Raw genomic sequence first — 17,137 nt, 5'->3', positions numbered from 1 at the left:
GCCGCCGGGTTCTAAAGCTGTAGCCGAAGAAGTTACGTGGTGCGCAGGGGAGCCGGCAGGTTTTACGCTACCGGCATCAGCTTTTTTGCGGCGCCCTCCGCCACTCCGGAAGCTGCAAATTGAACTGCCGCGTTCAGATAAGCCAGTTTCATAAGCGCCAGTTCTACGTGCAGGCGCTGGTTTTTACTGGCTTTAAAATGCTGATCGCAGGTGGCAACAATGTTGAGGCCGGAAAGCAAGAACGACAGCGGCGCTTTATTGGCTTGTTCAGCGTATTTGGCTTTTATATTATCCGAAACCTCGAGCAATTGTACCGTGGCGTTATCCTTGCAAACCAGTAATCCGCGGAAATGCTCGCCAATGCCGATCACGAAATTATGTGAATCGAAGCCTTTTTTCAGCACTTCATCGAACAGAAGCAAAGCGCCCGAAAGGTTTTCGGTCAGTAAATAATCGGTGAGTTTGAAGTAATAATCGTAATCTAAAATGTGCAGGTTATCTACCGCCGATTTATAGGTGATATTGCTGCCGGAAAACGTAACGAGCTGGTCAAAAATACTCAACGCATCGCGTAGTGCACCGTCGGCTTTCTGGGCTACCAAATGCAGCGCATCGGGTTCGGCCTGAATGTTTTCTTTACCCGCAATTCCCTGCAAATGCTTCACCATATCATCGATCCGGATCCGGTTAAAATCGAAGATCTGGCAACGCGATAGGATGGTGGGGATAATTTTGTGGCGTTCTGTAGTAGCCAGAATGAAAATGGCGTAGCTCGGCGGTTCTTCCAGCGTTTTCAGGAAGGCGTTGAAAGCCGAATTCGAAAGCATGTGCACCTCATCGATGATGTAGATTTTGTACTTTCCGGTTTGCGGCGCGTACCGAACCTGTTCCACGAGATTACGAATATCTTCAACCGAGTTGTTGGAAGCCGCATCGAGTTCGTGCACATTGAACGAGGCATTGTTGTTGAAACTCACGCACGATTCGCACTGGTTACAAGCTTCGGTTTCGGGCGTAAGGTTCGTACAATTGATGGTTTTGGCTAAAATTCGCGCGCAGGTAGTTTTACCCACACCCCTTGGTCCGCAGAATAAAAATGCCTGTGCCAAGTGGTTATTGGTGATCGCGTTTTTTAACGTGGTGGTAATGTGGCGTTGCCCAACTACACTATCGAACGTACTTGGCCGGTATTTCCGCGCCGAAACAACAAAATTTTCCATCATTACAAAGATACGGCTTCAGCTTTAGAATGGCAATTGGATTGTTTTAAGAGTTTGGAGCAGTTCGCCTGGCAAGAAGATTTCAGATTGAAAACGCTATATATTTATACTTGAAAAGTATACTATTATCTCTTTGGGATAAATAATTATTGATAAACGATAAATAAATATTGTTTTTACAATTTAGTTTCTTATGTTTGTAAAAAAAACATACGTAAACATTATGGAACGCAATAAACTACTTTTCTGGGCAATGGTCTGCTGTCGCCTTATGCAAGCCTTTCAGGTTGGGTTGATCTTATTACTAACCTATTATGTTGTTCAATGGCAGTTAGATCCGGCAAGTTATGACGATTGGAAATTCTCCGGCCCTCTGGGAAAGCTTAGTATAAGCAATCCTATTCATACGGCTGCCTCAGAAATGGATGATACCCGCACCTTTATGGTGAGCCAGCTGCAGCCTTTTTCGGTTTATATAATATATATTCAGATGTTGGCGCAACTGGTTTTATGGATCCTGGTGGTACAGGAATTTCTAAAAGTGATAAAAGCAGTGAAACTGGTGCAAACTTTCCGGGAGCAGAATGTAAGATCCTTTCAGAAAATTGCGGGTTATTTACTCTGGATTTTCATCGTATCGAGTTTTACTTTTGTTGCGGCCGGAAATACAGGGCATTTCAGTTTCGATTTCAGCTTTAGTACGCTGGTGCTCATGCTGGCTTCCTATATCTTAGCCGAAATTTTTAAAGAAGGCAACCGCCTTTACGAAGAAGAACAACTTACCGTCTGAATATGCCGATCATTATTAATTTAGACGTCATGCTGGCCAAACGAAAAATGTCGGTAACGGAGATTGCGGAGAAAGTGGGTATCACCATGGCCAATATTTCCATCCTGAAAAACGGCAAAGCCAAAGCCATCCGGTTTTCTACGCTGGAAGCTATTTGCAAGGAATTAGATTGCCAGCCGGGCGATATTCTGGAATATAGGAGTGAGTAGATTTTTTGTCCCCTTTGGAAGGGTAGGGGGAGGGGCACGCATATTGGATCAAATTATCGGAGAATGTAAAAATCTTTCCCTAACCCCGGCTAAGGGAGACTTTTAATCTTCAAACGCAAACGAAAAACTTGAAACTATTTACCCCTAAAAAAACGTTATAGTTCTGATTGAAAAAAGTATCTTTGCAGACTTGTGCTGAAAAGGTGCAACGTTCTTTAATTTATGGGGATGACCGGAATTGACAGCTTGAGCAGATTCCGTGTAAGCATGTCGGGAGTTGATAGGACCTCCTGTTAAAAATCCTTTCGAACAATAACTGGCGAATATAACTACGCCATGGCTGCCTAATCTAGGTATTACGCATTAGCCATTGTCCCGCAAGAGCGCCGTTTTACCGCGCTTGCATCAGGGGCATCGAAATGTAGAACTAGTCTGAAGGAGACTGCGGCTTTCGGGCGAAATAAAGCAGATAAGGTAAGTTCATAGGTTTGATCCAGCCTGGGCTTATTCGAAAATTAACTGGAAACTAAGCATGTAGAAGGCACGAGGGTTTCCTTGTCTGGACCAGGGTTCGAATCCCTGCATCTCCACCAATTTTTTTTCCGCTATCGGGTTTTGCAAGAAATCTGGTAGCGGTTTTTTTATGCCCGCACTTTTTCAGCCTCGAACCATAGCGTTTTTTACTTTATAACGCCGCTCTTTTCACCTAGCCGGCCCCAGGTTAGATCTTAAATACAGGTGCAGATTTAAGCCTGTATCTTCGTAAAGCACCAGTATGCTAACTGCTATTTATGCAATCCTTTCTGAAGATTACTGGAAATAAAATGAATTGGATTAATTGTACTAAATAAATATTGATTTATGGTTTATATAGAATCTGGCTTAGGAAAGATTGTGATTTTATGTAGAAGCTAAAGCGTAGAAAAGACATCCTAAAAATCGATTTATATTCCTGATAATGAGATGATTAATTAAGTTGTGTTATTTGTTGGTAAATTTAAAAAATATATGTACTCTTGTAAACTTAAAGAACATAACATCCTATTGTTTATTGTCTGATATTCTGCTAATTTAATTCATTAAAAATGAACTACTTAAAACTTGCCGTTGCTGCTTTGCTATGCATTGTCAGTATGGGTAACGCACTTGCTCAACGTGGGAAAGTAAACTATGAAGTAAGAAGATTTTGGATCGTCGGATTAGGAATAAACGGGGTTGACGATTCCGGAACGGAATTAAGAGAACCGTTGCGGATAGGGAATAACTGGAATATTATGCCTGTACCTTCTAAATTATTTGTTGAAAAACACATTTACAAGGGCTTAAGCGTTCAGTTAAATGGTTCTTATAACAAATATAAAGCCGGCAAGCAGGTTAATCTGGAAGTTAACAAAACAACCCAGCTTTTCTATGCAGTTGATGCTACCGCTAAATTCGATCTGAACTACCTGTTTGGCCCTACAAAGTGGTTCGATCCTTATGTAGGGGGCGGGTACGGTTTCACTTCCCTTGGACCCAAAAAAGACTTTAGTTCCCTTAAAAAAGATATTTGGTACAACCATTTAGGATTTGGTGCCAATATGTGGGTTACGAATAAAATAGGGGTTAACCTGGAGTCAATGGGTAAATTTAGCTTTAGTGGCGGGGCTACCAGCTATAAGCAACACTCCATAAGCGTTATCTATAAATTCGGCGGTTCTAAATTATATGGCGGGCGATTCAGAAATAGCCAGACAGAATCTGCTGTAGATCATCTTAACCGGATTATGGGCCGATAGTCTTCTGGGGTGGAATTCCCATAATCTGATTTTTAAGTTATTAGTTTCTTAGGTTTTTTTTCGTGTTTACCAGGTGGTTTTAGTAGCGGGCAAACATTTTTCCACGCTTTTTATTTTCCGTTACTAAAACCCTGTTGCTTTACAAATACAATTCTACCGCTTTTGTATTTGTGTTTTATTAATCCTGGGTAGAAAGACCCGGTTACATAAACTTTCATCACTTCATGTCAAGAAAATGAAAAAGATAATTCCTTTAATGATCTTTTTTTTCTGTGCCCAATTTTATGGCTATTCGCAGGGGAAAAAAAATAACGACCCTACAAAAGCTGTAAATAATTACACCGATGAGGAATTAATAAAACTTTCAGAATACATTAAAAAGTTAGAAGCCCGCAATTCTCAGGGCGAATTAACCTATAAAGAAGAAGACCTTATTAAGTTGTCGGGATATATAAAGGAGCTGGAAAAAAAAGATTCTTTGCTGAATATTTTGCAATCAGATTTTAAAATCCTGCAAAGTGAAAAGGACCAGCTTCAGGTGGCACTGGCACAATCGGAAACTAAATTAAAAGAGCTGACCACAAACTTAGAAGCCGGTCAGAGAAATGCGCCGTTGGCTTTTGCCGGAGAATCATTCGTTTCTAAACCAGCCGGTGCCCGATTTGCGGTACAGGCAGGGGTGTTTTCTACGGAGGCCAATGCCAAAAGCCTGGCCGATAAAATTAAAGCCCTTGATCCCGGCGCAGCCGTTTCTGTAGAAGAGGAAATTGTGAATGGTAAAAAAATGCACCGGGTTTATGCTGGTAATTTTACCAAGCCGGCCCAAGCCAATGCTTTCAGTGCGAACCTGAAAAAGAAAGGCATTACCACCATTGTAAAAGACGTAAATGCCTCGGCGGGTGCAATTTCTAAAAAGCAGGTCCGGGAAAAAGTATTACAGACCTACGGTAAGATCATTCAGTTCGATCTGAATTCTGCTACCCTGAAAACCGGTTCTTCGCGGGTGTTAGATAACATTGCCGATTTGTTGAAGAAAGAGCAGAACACCTTTGTAATAGAAGGGCATGCCGATATAACCGGGCCCAGTCACTGGAATCAGGAGTTGTCGGAGCTTCGGGCCAATACGATTAAAGATTACTTGGTTTCGAAAGGAATTGAACCTTCGCGGTTAACTACAAAAGGCTACGGTTCCAGCAAGCCAATGCATTCTAATAAAACGGAAGAAGGCCGGGCCCAAAACAGGGTAGTAATAATAAAACCGGTTATTTAAAACTACCTTGCTTCCCCTTATTAAAGATCCGAAACTGCCTGTTTCGGATCTTTTTTTTGCGATCAGGTTTACGGTAATAAAGGTAAAATGCTATGGTTTTTACCTGTAAAACTACAGTTATGAATTATCCGGTTATTATGAATTATCCGGTTATAAAAAAGGAAGGCACTTTTTTGCCTTAAACCTATAGCGTTTTTCAGAATTGGATAATGGTTTTGTTTCTTGCAATTAATAAGCATTGCTCACAGTTTCCTGTTTTCAGCCTGGCTACATTGCTGTAAGCTTCAAGCAATGTCAGGATGCTTTCTCACATGAAAAACGGATGATGAACTGTAAAGAAGCTTACTTATTTATAGAGATGGATCGGAAATAAACGGCAGTGTAATTCATATGGAAACCGGCAATTAAAAAGCCTTTTCATTTCCCCGGACCGTCTGCCAGGCGGTAAGTACAATAATTTTCAGGTCTAGTAGCAAAGACCAGTTTTCCAGGTACCAGATGTCAGCGTTAACCCGCTTTTCCATGTATTCATTTTCGTCCGTTTCTCCCCGCAATCCATTGATCTGAGCCCAGCCGGTAATGCCTGGAATCAGAAAATGACGCACCATGTATTTGTCTATTACCTGCGAATAGTCTTCTGTATGCTTGAGCATATGCGGTCGAGGCCCTACCACCGACATATCGCCGAAGAGCACATTAATAAACTGCGGAAGCTCATCGATACTGGATTTTCGAAGAAAAGCGCCTACCCGGGTGATCCGGGAATCATTGCGGGTTGCCTGCTTTTTATCAGCATCGAAGTTTACCGCCATGCTTCTGAATTTTAAGCAATAAAACGGTTTATTATCTTTGCCGGAGCGGAGCTGTTTAAAAAATACCGGGCCTTTAGAATCCAGTTTTATAATAATTGCAATTAAAGGCACGAGCCAGCTAAGCAGAAATACGGTTACCGCTAAAGAAAAAGCGATATCGAAGACTCGTTTTATAATTTCGTTTGCTTTGTCTTCCAATGGTTCGCGCCGCGGCGTAAGTACAGGTAAGTGCCCGTAAAGCTCTACCATGTAATGATTTTTAAAATAATCCTTTACATCGGGCACAAGTTTAATCCGGATCAACCGTTTATCCGCTTCTTCCACCAGTGCTAAAACCTTGTCGTATGCAATATCGGGAAGCGCACAATAAACTTCCGCAATGTTATTTTTTTCTACATAATCCAGGCATTCATTTATCTTTCCCAATATGGGGTTAATGTTTGGCATAGCTGGAATATGGTCATCAAAAAAACCAGCCACTTCGTAACCGAGTTGCCTGTTTTTGTTAATGTAATTGTAAACATCCACTCCCAGGCTGCCTGCACCAATAATTACAATTTTCTTGAATTTCACCAACGACCAGCGTCTGGGTTTCCGGATCAAAAGGAATACCGTTTTCCAGCCCAGAACCAGGGTACTGAATAAAATGAAAAAAGCAACTAGTAAAGTCGCCGGAAATCTTTCATAGGGTAGGGCTATCCGTTGTACAATTACAAGGAAAATAAAAAGGACCAGTGACTGGATCGAAAGTTTTATGGTAGGTATACTGTCACGCTTGAAAATATCTTCATACAGGTTATTGAGTGTAGCACTGATAAACCACATGATGTTTACCAGCAGAAATCGGACATGGTAATTTTCCGATACGTTTTCCCAAAGCTTATCCGGGTTTTGAATTACAAAGCATGTATACAGGCTAAGGTTCAGCAGAAAAAAATCTGTGAACAGGTTTAAAGCCTTCGAGAATGCAGTATATCGGATAGTCATTTAAGTACGAATACTATAATAAAAGCTGATGATCCAAACAACCAAGTCTTCCAGCCAAGTTGTTATGCTTTCATAATAAGGTCTTTGTAGCGGAGAGATATAACAACCCTGAATCAATATGAAGCCTGCAAAGATAAATGAAAACAATAGATATTACCCTTTTTTATTTTATTAATTAATAGAAAAGTCAACAAAAGGAAGCTTTACCCTTCATATTAAAATGAACATTATATTCTTTAAGGCTTGTTTATATTTACAGGTCTATTTTAGAGCAGCAATTTATTTTAGGATAGAATGAATTCAGATTGATCAGATTAAAATATTACTTTCTTTGGGATAGGAAAGGGCTGGAATGTATAAAAAATTACGCAACCAGCTCGGGTTCGATTAAATTCAACAGGTGTTTAATTAATCTTTGGGATGTTTTCCCGTCCCATAATTCCGGGATCTGCCCTTTTTTCCAGTTGCCACTAAATAATTTTTCCATTGCTGGCTGAAGTGCATTCGGGTCGGTGCCTAAAAGTTCATTTGTTCCAATTGTGCAGGTCTCTGGTCTTTCGGTACTTTCGCGTAAGGTTAAACATGGTATGCCCATTACCGTTGTTTCTTCCGTTATTCCTCCCGAATCTGTAACTACGGCTTTGGCTTTTTGAACCAGATAGTTAAACTCCAAATAACTCAGAGGCTCGATCAGATGTAAATTAGGCGCTTCAACCCCAATTTTCGATAACATTGTAGCAGTTCGGGGATGTACCGGAAAAACTATGGGCAATCCCTGGCTTAAATTTACTATTTCCTGGAGCAAAACTTTTAATTGCTGATCCTGATCTACATTGGCAGGACGATGAAGGGTAAGAACAAAATATTGACCTTGCTCAAGTGATGCCCGTTTCCAGATTTCTGGTTGTTTAAAGTTCGGCATCTGCTTCAGTAAGGTATCAATCATTGTATTTCCCACGAAAAAGATTCGATCCTCATTAATCCCGCTATTTCGCAGGTTATTATTAGCCACTTCGGAAGTAGTAAAGAAATAGTCTGTTATCGAATCTGTTACAATCCGGTTTATTTCTTCTGGCATGGTCATATCGCCGGAACGAATGCCTGCTTCTACATGAGCAACTTTCGTGTTTAATTTTTTTGCTACTATCGAGCAGGCCATCGTAGATGTAACATCTCCAACTACCAGCACCAGATCGGCCGGATTAGCCAAAAGTTCTTGCTCAAAACGCACCATAATGTTTGCCGTTTGCTCAGCCTGAGTACCGCCTCCGGCCTCCAGGTTTGCATGAGGCTCCGGAATTCCCAATTGTTCGAAGAAATCCTGGCTCATTTTTTTATCGTAATGCTGCCCCGTATGCACCAGCCGATAGTTGATTTCTGCACCTTGTTCAGATGCCGTCGCGATGGCTTCAATGATGGGCGCTATTTTCATGAAATTAGGTCTGGCGCCAGCTATGATAGTAATCTTCATTTGATAAGTTCTTACAATAGGGAAATCAATTTAAGGAATCCGGAATGAAAAAGAATGTAATTATGCTTCTATCGTTTCCGGTTGTTTTACGAGTAATTGCTTCGTTTTCGCTTTCATCAATAAATACAGAAATTCGGTATTGGTAAATAAATACCGTTTCCACATCCGTCCTGGTTCCTGCAAGGTTCTGTAAAACCATTCCAAACCTGATTTCTGCATCCATAAGGGTGCACGCTTCACAAGTCCGGATACCACGTCGAAACTGCCTCCAACCCCCATAATAAAAGGCATATTGATTTCAGCTTTATAAGTATCCAGAAAAATTTCTTTTTTAGGAGAGCTGATTGCTACAAAAAGGATGTCTGACTTGGAAGCAGCGATTTGCTTGGCTATTTCAGATTCATCTTCCTTTTTAAAATAGCCGTTTCTGTACCCGCCAATAATGGAGCTTCCATAGGTAGCTGTGTATTTTTCAACAACCTTTTTTACTATTTCTTCCTTTGCACCCAGGAAAAAGATTCTTCGGCCTTTTCCAGCTGCCATAGCAACCAGATTCTCCATCAGGTCTATCCCGGCAACCCGTTCGGGCAAGGCATTGTTCAATATTCTCGAAGCCCAGACAATGGCCTGGCCATCGGCATTAATAATATCGCAATTAACGATAGATTCCTTCAATTTGGCATCTTTCTGGGCATTTACCAGTTTAGCTGCATTCACAACCACATGATGCACCGGTTTATTATTGGTTATGGCGGTATCAATAATTTCCAGGGTTTGCTGCATGGTTAATGCATCTACCGGTATATTGCAGATACTAATTCTTTTTGTCTTCATCAATGAAAATTAACTTCTGGAAATTAATCGTGACCTAATAAATTTTGCTGGAACTCCACCTACTATTGAATAAGGTTCTACATCTTTAGTTACCACTGCACCAGCGCCAATTATACTTCCTTCTCCGATCTTGATTCCAGGCATAATGATAGCATTTCTGCCTATCCAAACATCATTGCTAATTATTGGGGTTAGCCGCTCGGTTTCACCTTGGTTTACCATTGGAATATCAATCCGTTCAAAATTATGAGATGAGCCAAGTATTGAAACATTAGGAGCTATCATCACATAGTCACCAATTTTAGCTCTCTGGATGTAAACATTCTCGTTTATTTGGCAGAAGGAACCAATATCAATATGTTGACCATCTCCAAATCGCACATGTTTTTGGATTTTATTATTATTCCCTAAGTTGGAGATTACATTCTTTAATAAATATACTCTCAGAATATTGAAATATTTGCCTAACGGAAAATAACTGGATGGAAGATTATAGGCAATGAGGAAATAAATGACCAAACTTATTTTTTTTTTCAAACTTTTACTTATTTATGGTTTGATATAAACTGTAAATAGCTTCTGTAACAGAATCTTGGTCAAGTGATAAACTTTCTAGTTTTAAATAACCATTTGTAATTCTTTCATTATAATCTAATGCGTATAATTTTAATAACTCTTCTAGAAATTCAGTGTGATCGAAATTATTGATTACAGAACAATTTTCAACATTTTCTAAAAGTTTTTCTACATCTCCAACTTTCGTTGAAATTATAGGTACCCCTGCCGCCATTGCTTCTTTTACTATCTGAGGAGAGCCCTCTCTAAATGATGTCATTAATAAACAATCAAGCTTACTTAAATTATCAATAACTTCTTGTCTAGTGAAATTGTGAAATTCAATTATCTCTATATTAGTATGTGTATTTCTTAACTCCTTTACTATTTTTTCAAATAGTGAAAAGTTCTTTTCCGGGCGTCTTTTATCACCAGGAAAACCAATGGTAAAAGAAATAGGGTTATTGGCCCTTTTAATATTGAATTGTTTAATATTTATACCACAAGGAATCTGGATAAGTTTATAATTATACTTAGATAATAGGCTGTACATGTTTTCGTTTAAGATGATTACCTTATTTACTCTTTTTGTTACCATTTTAGTAATTATAGGTAATAAACCGAATAGTTTAGATGAACTTATGTCACTTCCATGAATAGTCAGAACTGTAGGAATATAGATGAATGGGTTAAATAGCAGGAATAAACCAGTTAGTCCAAAATGAATGTGAATAACATCAAATTTATTTTTATTTATAAATAAATTCAATGAAAATATACTTTTCAAATAGTTGATTGCTGATTGCCTTCCATTGATAAAATAGATCTGGCTATCTAAATTATATTTGCTGGTTAAGTAATCGGTTTGCTCTTTTACATGTATGCCGTTATAGATATAATCTGAGGTTGGATACATATTAGTGATAAATAGCACCTTCATTATTAATTACTTAAGTTGATTTTGGGAATGTACCGTTTTCAAGAACAGATTTTAAAAAATTCTCTACAATGAACTTCCAGGAAAATTTTTCACTTTCACTTTTAATTAAATTCTCATCGTAGCCACCAGAATAAAACTTATTTTTAATGGCTTCTAAACCATTGATGATAGAGTCAAAATTGTCATCGATTAGAACCCCGTTGTTTTCTCGAATGATTTTTTTGTTCTCAAAAGTAGAAGTTGCAATTACTGGTAATCCTGAAACTAAATATTCGAATGTTTTTGTTGGGGGTTGAAATTCATACCAGGGTTTTATAGGAATATAGCTAACCCCAATATTTGCATTTAAAAATTGTTTGTGTAAATCTTTTTGGTTAACTCTGCCTAATAATTCGATATTCAAGATTTGATTTTGATTGACAAAATCTTGCAATTCCTCAAGCTCATTGTTAGGGCTATCACCAATAATTTTTAGAACAAAATGCTGATCAGAATTATTTAAGCAAAATTGATAAAACGCTTTAACAAAAGTTATTATGTCTCTTCCCGCTAAAGTTCCTACATAAATAAATGTAAGTATTAAATTCCTTGAAGATATTGGCTTAAAATTGTCGCCCCCTAACGGAAGAACTTGGAATTTTTTTAACCTTAGTGAGTTTGCAACACCTTCACTAATAACCGATATTCTTTTAAAAAATATTGATTCAATTCTAAGGAATGAATTGTAAATAATTCTCTTTGATTTTTTTGTGTGAACTGAGGCGGTTCTGATATCTAAGATTATTGATGAAGTAGGAAGTAAAAGTTTTACAATTGATATTCCTCTTATATAAACTATAAAATTATATTTAAAATTATTCTTATTGATAAAATCATATATAGCCTGAAGGAGACGAAAATTTCTTGTAAACAGGTTGCCATTCCTATTAATATATATAATTGATACATTATTTAGCTCAATTTTAGGAAGATTATAATCCCAGCAGAGATAAGTTATATTAAAATGATGCCGGCCATATTCGCAATATTTATAAGTGTCCGTTAAGTAACCAAACTGATTGGAAGTACAAATAAATAAGTTAGGCTTTATTGAAGTAGGCATGTTTTTAATATGGAAAGTATCAAGTGTAGTTTAAATATGTATGTGTTTATAAAAATAATTAAGCTATCAACTCTTGCATCGGAGTTTCTGGGTAATTTGTACTTGCTAAATATTGGATCTTATTTGATTCTATTTGAGGGAAATATTTCCCAAAGTAAATAAGATTAAAAAATATCATTAGAAAAGCCGGATTTCTAAGGCTATCATTATAAAATAGGATGAGCAATAAAATGCCAAATAAGAAGGTTAGGAACCCAACGTTACCTGATTTGTAGCTTTGGTTTTTTTTAGAAAAAAATATCCAACACATTAAGGCAATAAATGTAACGACTAAAGTAACCCCACCCATTATTATTAAGTTAAAAAGAAATGGTCTGGATCCTCGCAATAGCCATTCATAGCTAAAAGCAAACTCAGATTTTTCTAATGTTGTCCCTCCTTTAAAAGCGCCGTATTCTTTGCCGAAAAATAAGCTTAAGTAATCATCTGATAAAATATTAATACTTAATGCTATTTTAGTAAACCTGGGTATATCTTCGTATTTATCATCTTTACTTAAAAGATAGCTTTCAAGAAAGTCTTCATTAAAAATTTCTTTTATTGGATTGCTGTATTTTTTCCCTTGGTCAGAATAGTTATTAATTAATAGAACAATGAGTAGTGTTCCGACGGATATCGCTCCAACTAATGACTTTATTTGTGCAGGGTTAATTAAAGTTAATATTAATATAGGGATTAAGATGAAAGATATTTTTGTTTCATTTAATATTAATGGAATAAGAAAGGGGGTAAAAGAGAAAAAATATAGAATCTTTCTCTCATGCTTTTTATTATTAGATTTTAATACTACCAGGTAGTAAATTAAAATCAAAATTGTTAAGGTAAGTATTCCGCTGCTTCCAGTTCCCAGTGTACCTCCTACATGATCGCCAGCACTAAATTCTTTAAATTGCAAAAAAGAAATTGGTAGTTGTAGTATTAGAAACAGGATTACAAATCGCTTAAATTTTACATTAAATTCAAACTGGTAATTAGATTTATAGATAAAGTTTAGAAAAGCACTCAGAAAAAAGATATTACTTATTTCCCTTAAACCGTTTATATGGCTAATAAGTAGGATCTTAGGACCAAAAATAAAATTTAGAGTTGAAAAAATAATTAATAGAAGAAGCAAGAAGTTGAAGGTTTTATTTGCCCATTTGAATGAACTTATACCTAAGTACATTAAAGCAAAATCAACAAAGAGGGTTGTATAAGAATTTAACTGTTTAAAAAAAGGTACAAATTCAAATAGTACATTCTGAAATGAAACTATATACAAAACCAGAAAGAAATAATTTATCTTAAAATTCACTTGTCTTTGACTGATTTAATTTCATTATCGTTGAATTTTTTACCCTCTCAAAAAATAAAAGATATCCAAATTGAACAATAATGTTCACGATGAGAATTGAGTTTAATCCAAGGTTTAGATAATTAATTAAAGCAATGGTTAAACCGATTTGACCTACTGTAAAAATAATGCTCACCTTTACGTAACTGCCTATTTTGCCCGCTCCCTTAATAAATACTTTTTGTGGTTCTGAATAAATTGTTAAAAAAGTCCAGAGTCCAAAAAGCAAATTTAATTCTAAGGTAGAGCTGAATGGCTGATTCGTCCAAACGGATATAAATTGATTAGATGATAAAATTAGTATTGGTATTATTAATGATAAAATAAGTGAGATAAGCCTGCATTTATTTAATATTTTTAATATCCATTCAATATCATTTTTGAAAATTGCTTCAGTAAATGAAGACCATAAAGGATTAAATAGAATAAAAGATATTGTAATTAGAAAGAAGTAATATTTGTACAGTAAGTTATAGTTAGCCACTTCTAAGGAGGAAAATTCTCTTATAATGATAATGTTAGCTGCTTGAATTGAGATAATAGTAAAAATATTAATAACAAAAAACTTCAGGCTTATTTTTGTTAGCTCATGGAAGTGTTTTGCCTTTATTTCTTTAATAGAAGGGTAGATATATTTGTATTTTGTGAAAAAGAAGGTTAGGCTGATAATCAATAATAAGATATTAGGAACAATAAAATATGAGGTACTCAAATGTAATAGTGTACCTGGTATCTCCAAATAAAGGTATATGGCAATAGATAAAATAGATGATAAGTTAAGTATAAGGCCAATTGTAGATGCGATTCCTACTTTTTGATCCCCTTTTAGTAAATTTAAAAATGCTTGTAAAAAGAATTGTATAGATGTAGAAATAATTAAGATTCTTGTAATAAATTTTAACTCTACTTCTAATGTTTGGGGTAGATTAAACAACACATGCCATTTTATATGTTCTTCTAAAATAAAAAAACACATAATTATTATACTGCTTAAAAAGAAATTAGAAAAATAAGTTGTGCTGATATATGCTCTAGCTAGCTTTAAATCGTTCTGCGCTTTTGCTTCAGCAAATTTATTTCTTAAGCCATCACCTAAGCCAATATCCATTATATTAATTAAAGCGAAAGCAGAAGTGAGGGCAAGCCAAACACCAAAAGTATCTTTTGATACAAATCTTAAAATAAGAGGTATGGTAATGAAAGTTATGCTTACACTCGTTCCTTTAACTATTAAAGAAAGTATTATGTCGAATAAAGTTTTTTTAGATCTTGAGTCTATCGAACTCAATTTCGAAGATGCTGTAAGCGTAGATTTCATATTATAAACTATTATCTTTCAAATAATAGCTTCAAGTTCAGTTCTAGAAAATTAGAAATAATATGAATCAGTTACTGTAATAACCATATCCATAACCATGGCTATAACCATAGCCATATTTTCCTCCCTTTTTAACAGCATTAAATATAAGATTCAGGTTCTGGAATTTCTGCTCTTTATATAAAGTGTCAATCTGTTTTAGAGAGGCCTTATGTGTAAAATTGTGCCTTACCAGAAACAAGGTTGCATCGGCATGTTGCCCTAAGATCTGAGCATCTGTTACCATGCCTACCGGCGGCGCATCTACTACAATGTAATCGAACTGCTCTTTTAATTCCTGAAAGAGTTCTGATAAACGGCCGTTTACCAGTAATTCTACCGGGTTAGGTGGAATTGGTCCGCAAGTGATCACGTAATAATTTTCCTGGCCGGAAACCGGGCGGAGGATTTCCTGAAGGCTGGCTTTCCCGATAAGATAACTACTGATACCGGTGGTATTAGGGATCTCTAATGCCGCATGTAACTTAGGTTTCCGCATATCCATTTCCAGAATTACCGTTCTTTTATCAGTCATCGCTAAACTGGCTCCCAGGTTCAGGGAAACGAAGGATTTGCCTTCACCGCTGATGCTGGAGGTGAACAGAATAGTATGCACGCCTTTGCCGGGCGCCAGAAAAGATAAGTTAGTCCGTAAGCCGCGTATTTGTTCAGCAATTACGCTGCGACTTTGGTGATTTATTACGATAGCCTCTTCCTGGTCGCCTAAAGAAATATCGGCCAGGATCGGGGCTTGGGTGGCTTTTTTGATTTCCTGCCTGTTTTTCACCTTGTCGTTTAACAAATCGATGAGGTAAATAAAGCCGAACGGAATGCCTAAACCGGCTAAAGCAAATAGAAGGAAAATGTTGCGTTTAACTGGTTTTACCGGTTTGTTGCTGCTGCGGGCTTCGTCGATGGTGCGGCTGTCGGAAACTGCAGAGGCATAGGCAAGGGCGGTTTCTTCGCGTTTCTGTAAGAGGAAGATGTAAAGGTTGTTTTTAATGGCTTGTTGGCGGGAAATATCGAGCAAGGCGCGTTCTTTGCCGGGCACCGTGCGGATCAGGCTTTCCATTTTGGCATTCTGGCGCTCCAGTTGCTGGCGGGTAATGGCCAGGCTTTTCCGGAAGGTCTGGATGTTTTCATTCAGGCTCTTTTTCAGGTTGCCGATCTGATCTTCGATGGCGATCATCATGGGATTATCGGCCTTTACCAACTTGCTGGTTTGCACGCGTTTGGCTTCGAGTTCGGCCAACTGATCTAATAAGCCTAAAAGCACCGGATCGCTGAGGCCTAAAGTGGCCGGCACGGTACCGGTTTTATTTTCCTTGTTGCGTACGTATTGCTCGATGCTGTTCAGGATACCTTGCTGAATTTTTACCTGGTTCAGCTGGGCATCGTTTTCTTTTACACTTTCCAGAAAAAGTTTTGATTCTGCGCTGATATCGGTAATGCCTTCCCGGGATTTGAATTCTTCTACGTTCTTTTCTACTTCGGTCAGGTCTTTGGAGATCAGGGCCAAGCGTTCGTCGATGAAAACGAGGGTGTTGGCAGCTACTTTGTTTTTGTCTTCCAAGCCGGCAGCGTTGTAAACTTCGATCAGTTTGTTCAGAATATCCTTGCCTTTTTCCTGCACGGGGCTTTCCAAGCTCAGCATTAAAACCGAGGACATTTTGGAGCTGGTTTCCACTTTCAGGTTTTCCAGATAATCTTCAACTAAAGGCTGGATAGGCGAAAGATGCACGGTAAGCTCATGCAGGTCCGGGTTTTTTCCGGTAAGGCTTATTTTAAAAGTGCCGGCTTCAGTCTGAATGAGCTGGTTCAGCGGATGAGTTTTGCCGTTGATTTCGATAGCGTTTTTACTGGTAATTTTTATTTCCAGTGGTTCTTCGAAGGCAAGGTCGTTGGCTTTTATTACTTCCAGGTGAATTGGGGAGGTCTGGCCATATAGTTCGATGTCCTTAAAGGAATCGGAGGTGAAATATTGTACGTGCAGGTTCAGGTTGGTTATTACCTTTTCCATGAGCGTGAAAGATTTCAGAATTTCGATCTCATTGTCTACCACCTTGTTGGAAGAGAAAATGTCGAGCTGTTTCATCAGGTCGTCCTGGCCCAGATTGTTCTTGTTGTCTTTTATCAGGACGCTGCTGGTGATCTTGTATTGCGGGTTCTGGGTTTTCAGATAAATGAAAGCTGTCAGCAAAGCCAGGGCAAGCGAAAGGGCAAACCATTTCCAGTAGGCCAGGTACTTATAAACCAGTTCTTTCAGATTTATCTCGTTTTCTTCTTCCTGCGGGAAATAGAAAGGGTTAACAGGGATGTTGGTTCTGGAAGTAGTATTATTCATCTGAAAATATTATTGCACCTGTTATTCTTAAATGCTGCTGTTTTTTCGAAGCTTCGGGGCAAACAAGGCGTGCCT

General features: G+C 37.8%; 14 protein-coding genes and 1 other RNA gene. 5 read left to right on the top strand and 10 right to left on the bottom strand.

Features of this window, described 5'->3' with window-relative positions:
- Window positions 1-62: 62 nt before the first annotated feature.
- Window positions 63-1,220 carry a DNA polymerase III subunit gamma/tau gene (locus I5M27_RS14065; RefSeq protein WP_200506953.1) on the bottom strand — a complete coding sequence of 386 codons (1,158 nt, stop codon included), beginning with the start codon at window positions 1,218-1,220 and terminating at the stop codon, window positions 63-65.
- Window positions 1,221-1,443: 223 nt separating this feature from the next.
- Between I5M27_RS14065 and I5M27_RS14060 the strand changes: the two genes are divergently transcribed.
- From I5M27_RS14060 to I5M27_RS14040, 5 genes are all read left to right on the top strand, one after another.
- Window positions 1,444-2,010 carry a DUF2975 domain-containing protein gene (locus I5M27_RS14060; RefSeq protein ID WP_200506952.1) on the top strand — a complete coding sequence of 189 codons (567 nt, stop codon included), beginning with the start codon at window positions 1,444-1,446 and terminating at the stop codon, window positions 2,008-2,010.
- A 2-nt stretch (window positions 2,011-2,012) separates the two neighbouring features.
- The gene (locus tag I5M27_RS14055) at window positions 2,013-2,219 is read left to right on the top strand and encodes a helix-turn-helix domain-containing protein (protein WP_200506951.1); all 207 of its coding nucleotides are present in this window, start codon (window positions 2,013-2,015) and stop codon (window positions 2,217-2,219) included.
- A gap of 224 nt (window positions 2,220-2,443) precedes the next feature.
- Window positions 2,444-2,812, top strand: a transfer-messenger RNA (tmRNA) gene (gene ssrA / locus I5M27_RS14050).
- A 492-nt stretch (window positions 2,813-3,304) separates the two neighbouring features.
- Window positions 3,305-3,997, top strand: coding sequence for an outer membrane beta-barrel protein (locus I5M27_RS14045; protein ID WP_200506950.1), 693 nt, complete (start codon window positions 3,305-3,307; stop codon window positions 3,995-3,997).
- Window positions 3,998-4,232: 235 nt separating this feature from the next.
- Complete coding sequence (locus I5M27_RS14040; RefSeq protein WP_200506949.1) at window positions 4,233-5,267, top strand: OmpA family protein; 1,035 nt, start codon at window positions 4,233-4,235, stop codon at window positions 5,265-5,267.
- Window positions 5,268-5,671: 404 nt separating this feature from the next.
- On the opposite strand, the gene I5M27_RS14035 is transcribed toward I5M27_RS14040, so the two are convergent.
- The 9 genes from I5M27_RS14035 to I5M27_RS13995 all read right to left on the bottom strand — a co-directional run bounded on the left by I5M27_RS14035 (window position 5,672) and on the right by I5M27_RS13995 (window position 17,062).
- The gene (locus tag I5M27_RS14035; protein ID WP_200506948.1) at window positions 5,672-7,066 is read right to left on the bottom strand and encodes an undecaprenyl-phosphate glucose phosphotransferase; all 1,395 of its coding nucleotides are present in this window, start codon (window positions 7,064-7,066) and stop codon (window positions 5,672-5,674) included.
- A gap of 364 nt (window positions 7,067-7,430) precedes the next feature.
- Window positions 7,431-8,537 (bottom strand): non-hydrolyzing UDP-N-acetylglucosamine 2-epimerase, encoded by a 1,107-nt coding sequence (gene wecB, locus I5M27_RS14030; protein WP_200506947.1) that lies wholly within the window; start codon window positions 8,535-8,537, stop codon window positions 7,431-7,433.
- Between the two features lie 60 nt (window positions 8,538-8,597).
- Window positions 8,598-9,371 (bottom strand): WecB/TagA/CpsF family glycosyltransferase, encoded by a 774-nt coding sequence (locus I5M27_RS14025; RefSeq protein WP_200506946.1) that lies wholly within the window; start codon window positions 9,369-9,371, stop codon window positions 8,598-8,600.
- Between the two features lie 9 nt (window positions 9,372-9,380).
- A complete protein-coding gene (locus I5M27_RS18825; RefSeq protein WP_200506945.1) occupies window positions 9,381-9,908 on the bottom strand; it encodes an acyltransferase in 528 nt (175 codons plus the stop codon).
- 4 nt (window positions 9,909-9,912) lie between these two features.
- On the bottom strand, window positions 9,913-10,866 hold the full coding sequence (locus I5M27_RS14015) for a glycosyltransferase family 4 protein (RefSeq protein ID WP_200506944.1): 954 nt from the start codon (window positions 10,864-10,866) through the stop codon (window positions 9,913-9,915).
- A gap of 10 nt (window positions 10,867-10,876) precedes the next feature.
- Complete coding sequence (locus I5M27_RS14010; protein ID WP_200506943.1) at window positions 10,877-11,968, bottom strand: glycosyltransferase; 1,092 nt, start codon at window positions 11,966-11,968, stop codon at window positions 10,877-10,879.
- Window positions 11,969-12,026: 58 nt separating this feature from the next.
- The gene (locus tag I5M27_RS14005) at window positions 12,027-12,923 is read right to left on the bottom strand and encodes a hypothetical protein (protein WP_200506942.1); all 897 of its coding nucleotides are present in this window, start codon (window positions 12,921-12,923) and stop codon (window positions 12,027-12,029) included.
- 388 nt (window positions 12,924-13,311) lie between these two features.
- Window positions 13,312-14,679, bottom strand: a complete 1,368-nt coding sequence (locus tag I5M27_RS14000) for a lipopolysaccharide biosynthesis protein (RefSeq protein ID WP_200506941.1) — start codon at window positions 14,677-14,679, stop codon at window positions 13,312-13,314.
- Window positions 14,680-14,746: 67 nt separating this feature from the next.
- Window positions 14,747-17,062: a tyrosine-protein kinase gene (locus tag I5M27_RS13995; protein WP_200506940.1), complete on the bottom strand. Its 2,316-nt coding sequence runs from the start codon at window positions 17,060-17,062 to the stop codon at window positions 14,747-14,749.
- Window positions 17,063-17,137: the final 75 nt, after the last annotated feature.

Origin of the sequence: Adhaeribacter terrigena (genome assembly GCF_016623615.1) — a bacterium.
GTDB classification, from domain to species: domain Bacteria; phylum Bacteroidota; class Bacteroidia; order Cytophagales; family Hymenobacteraceae; genus Adhaeribacter_A; species Adhaeribacter_A terrigena.
The sequence above is the reverse complement of the archived record's forward strand: the minus strand, read 5'-3'. Positions and strand labels throughout refer to the sequence as shown.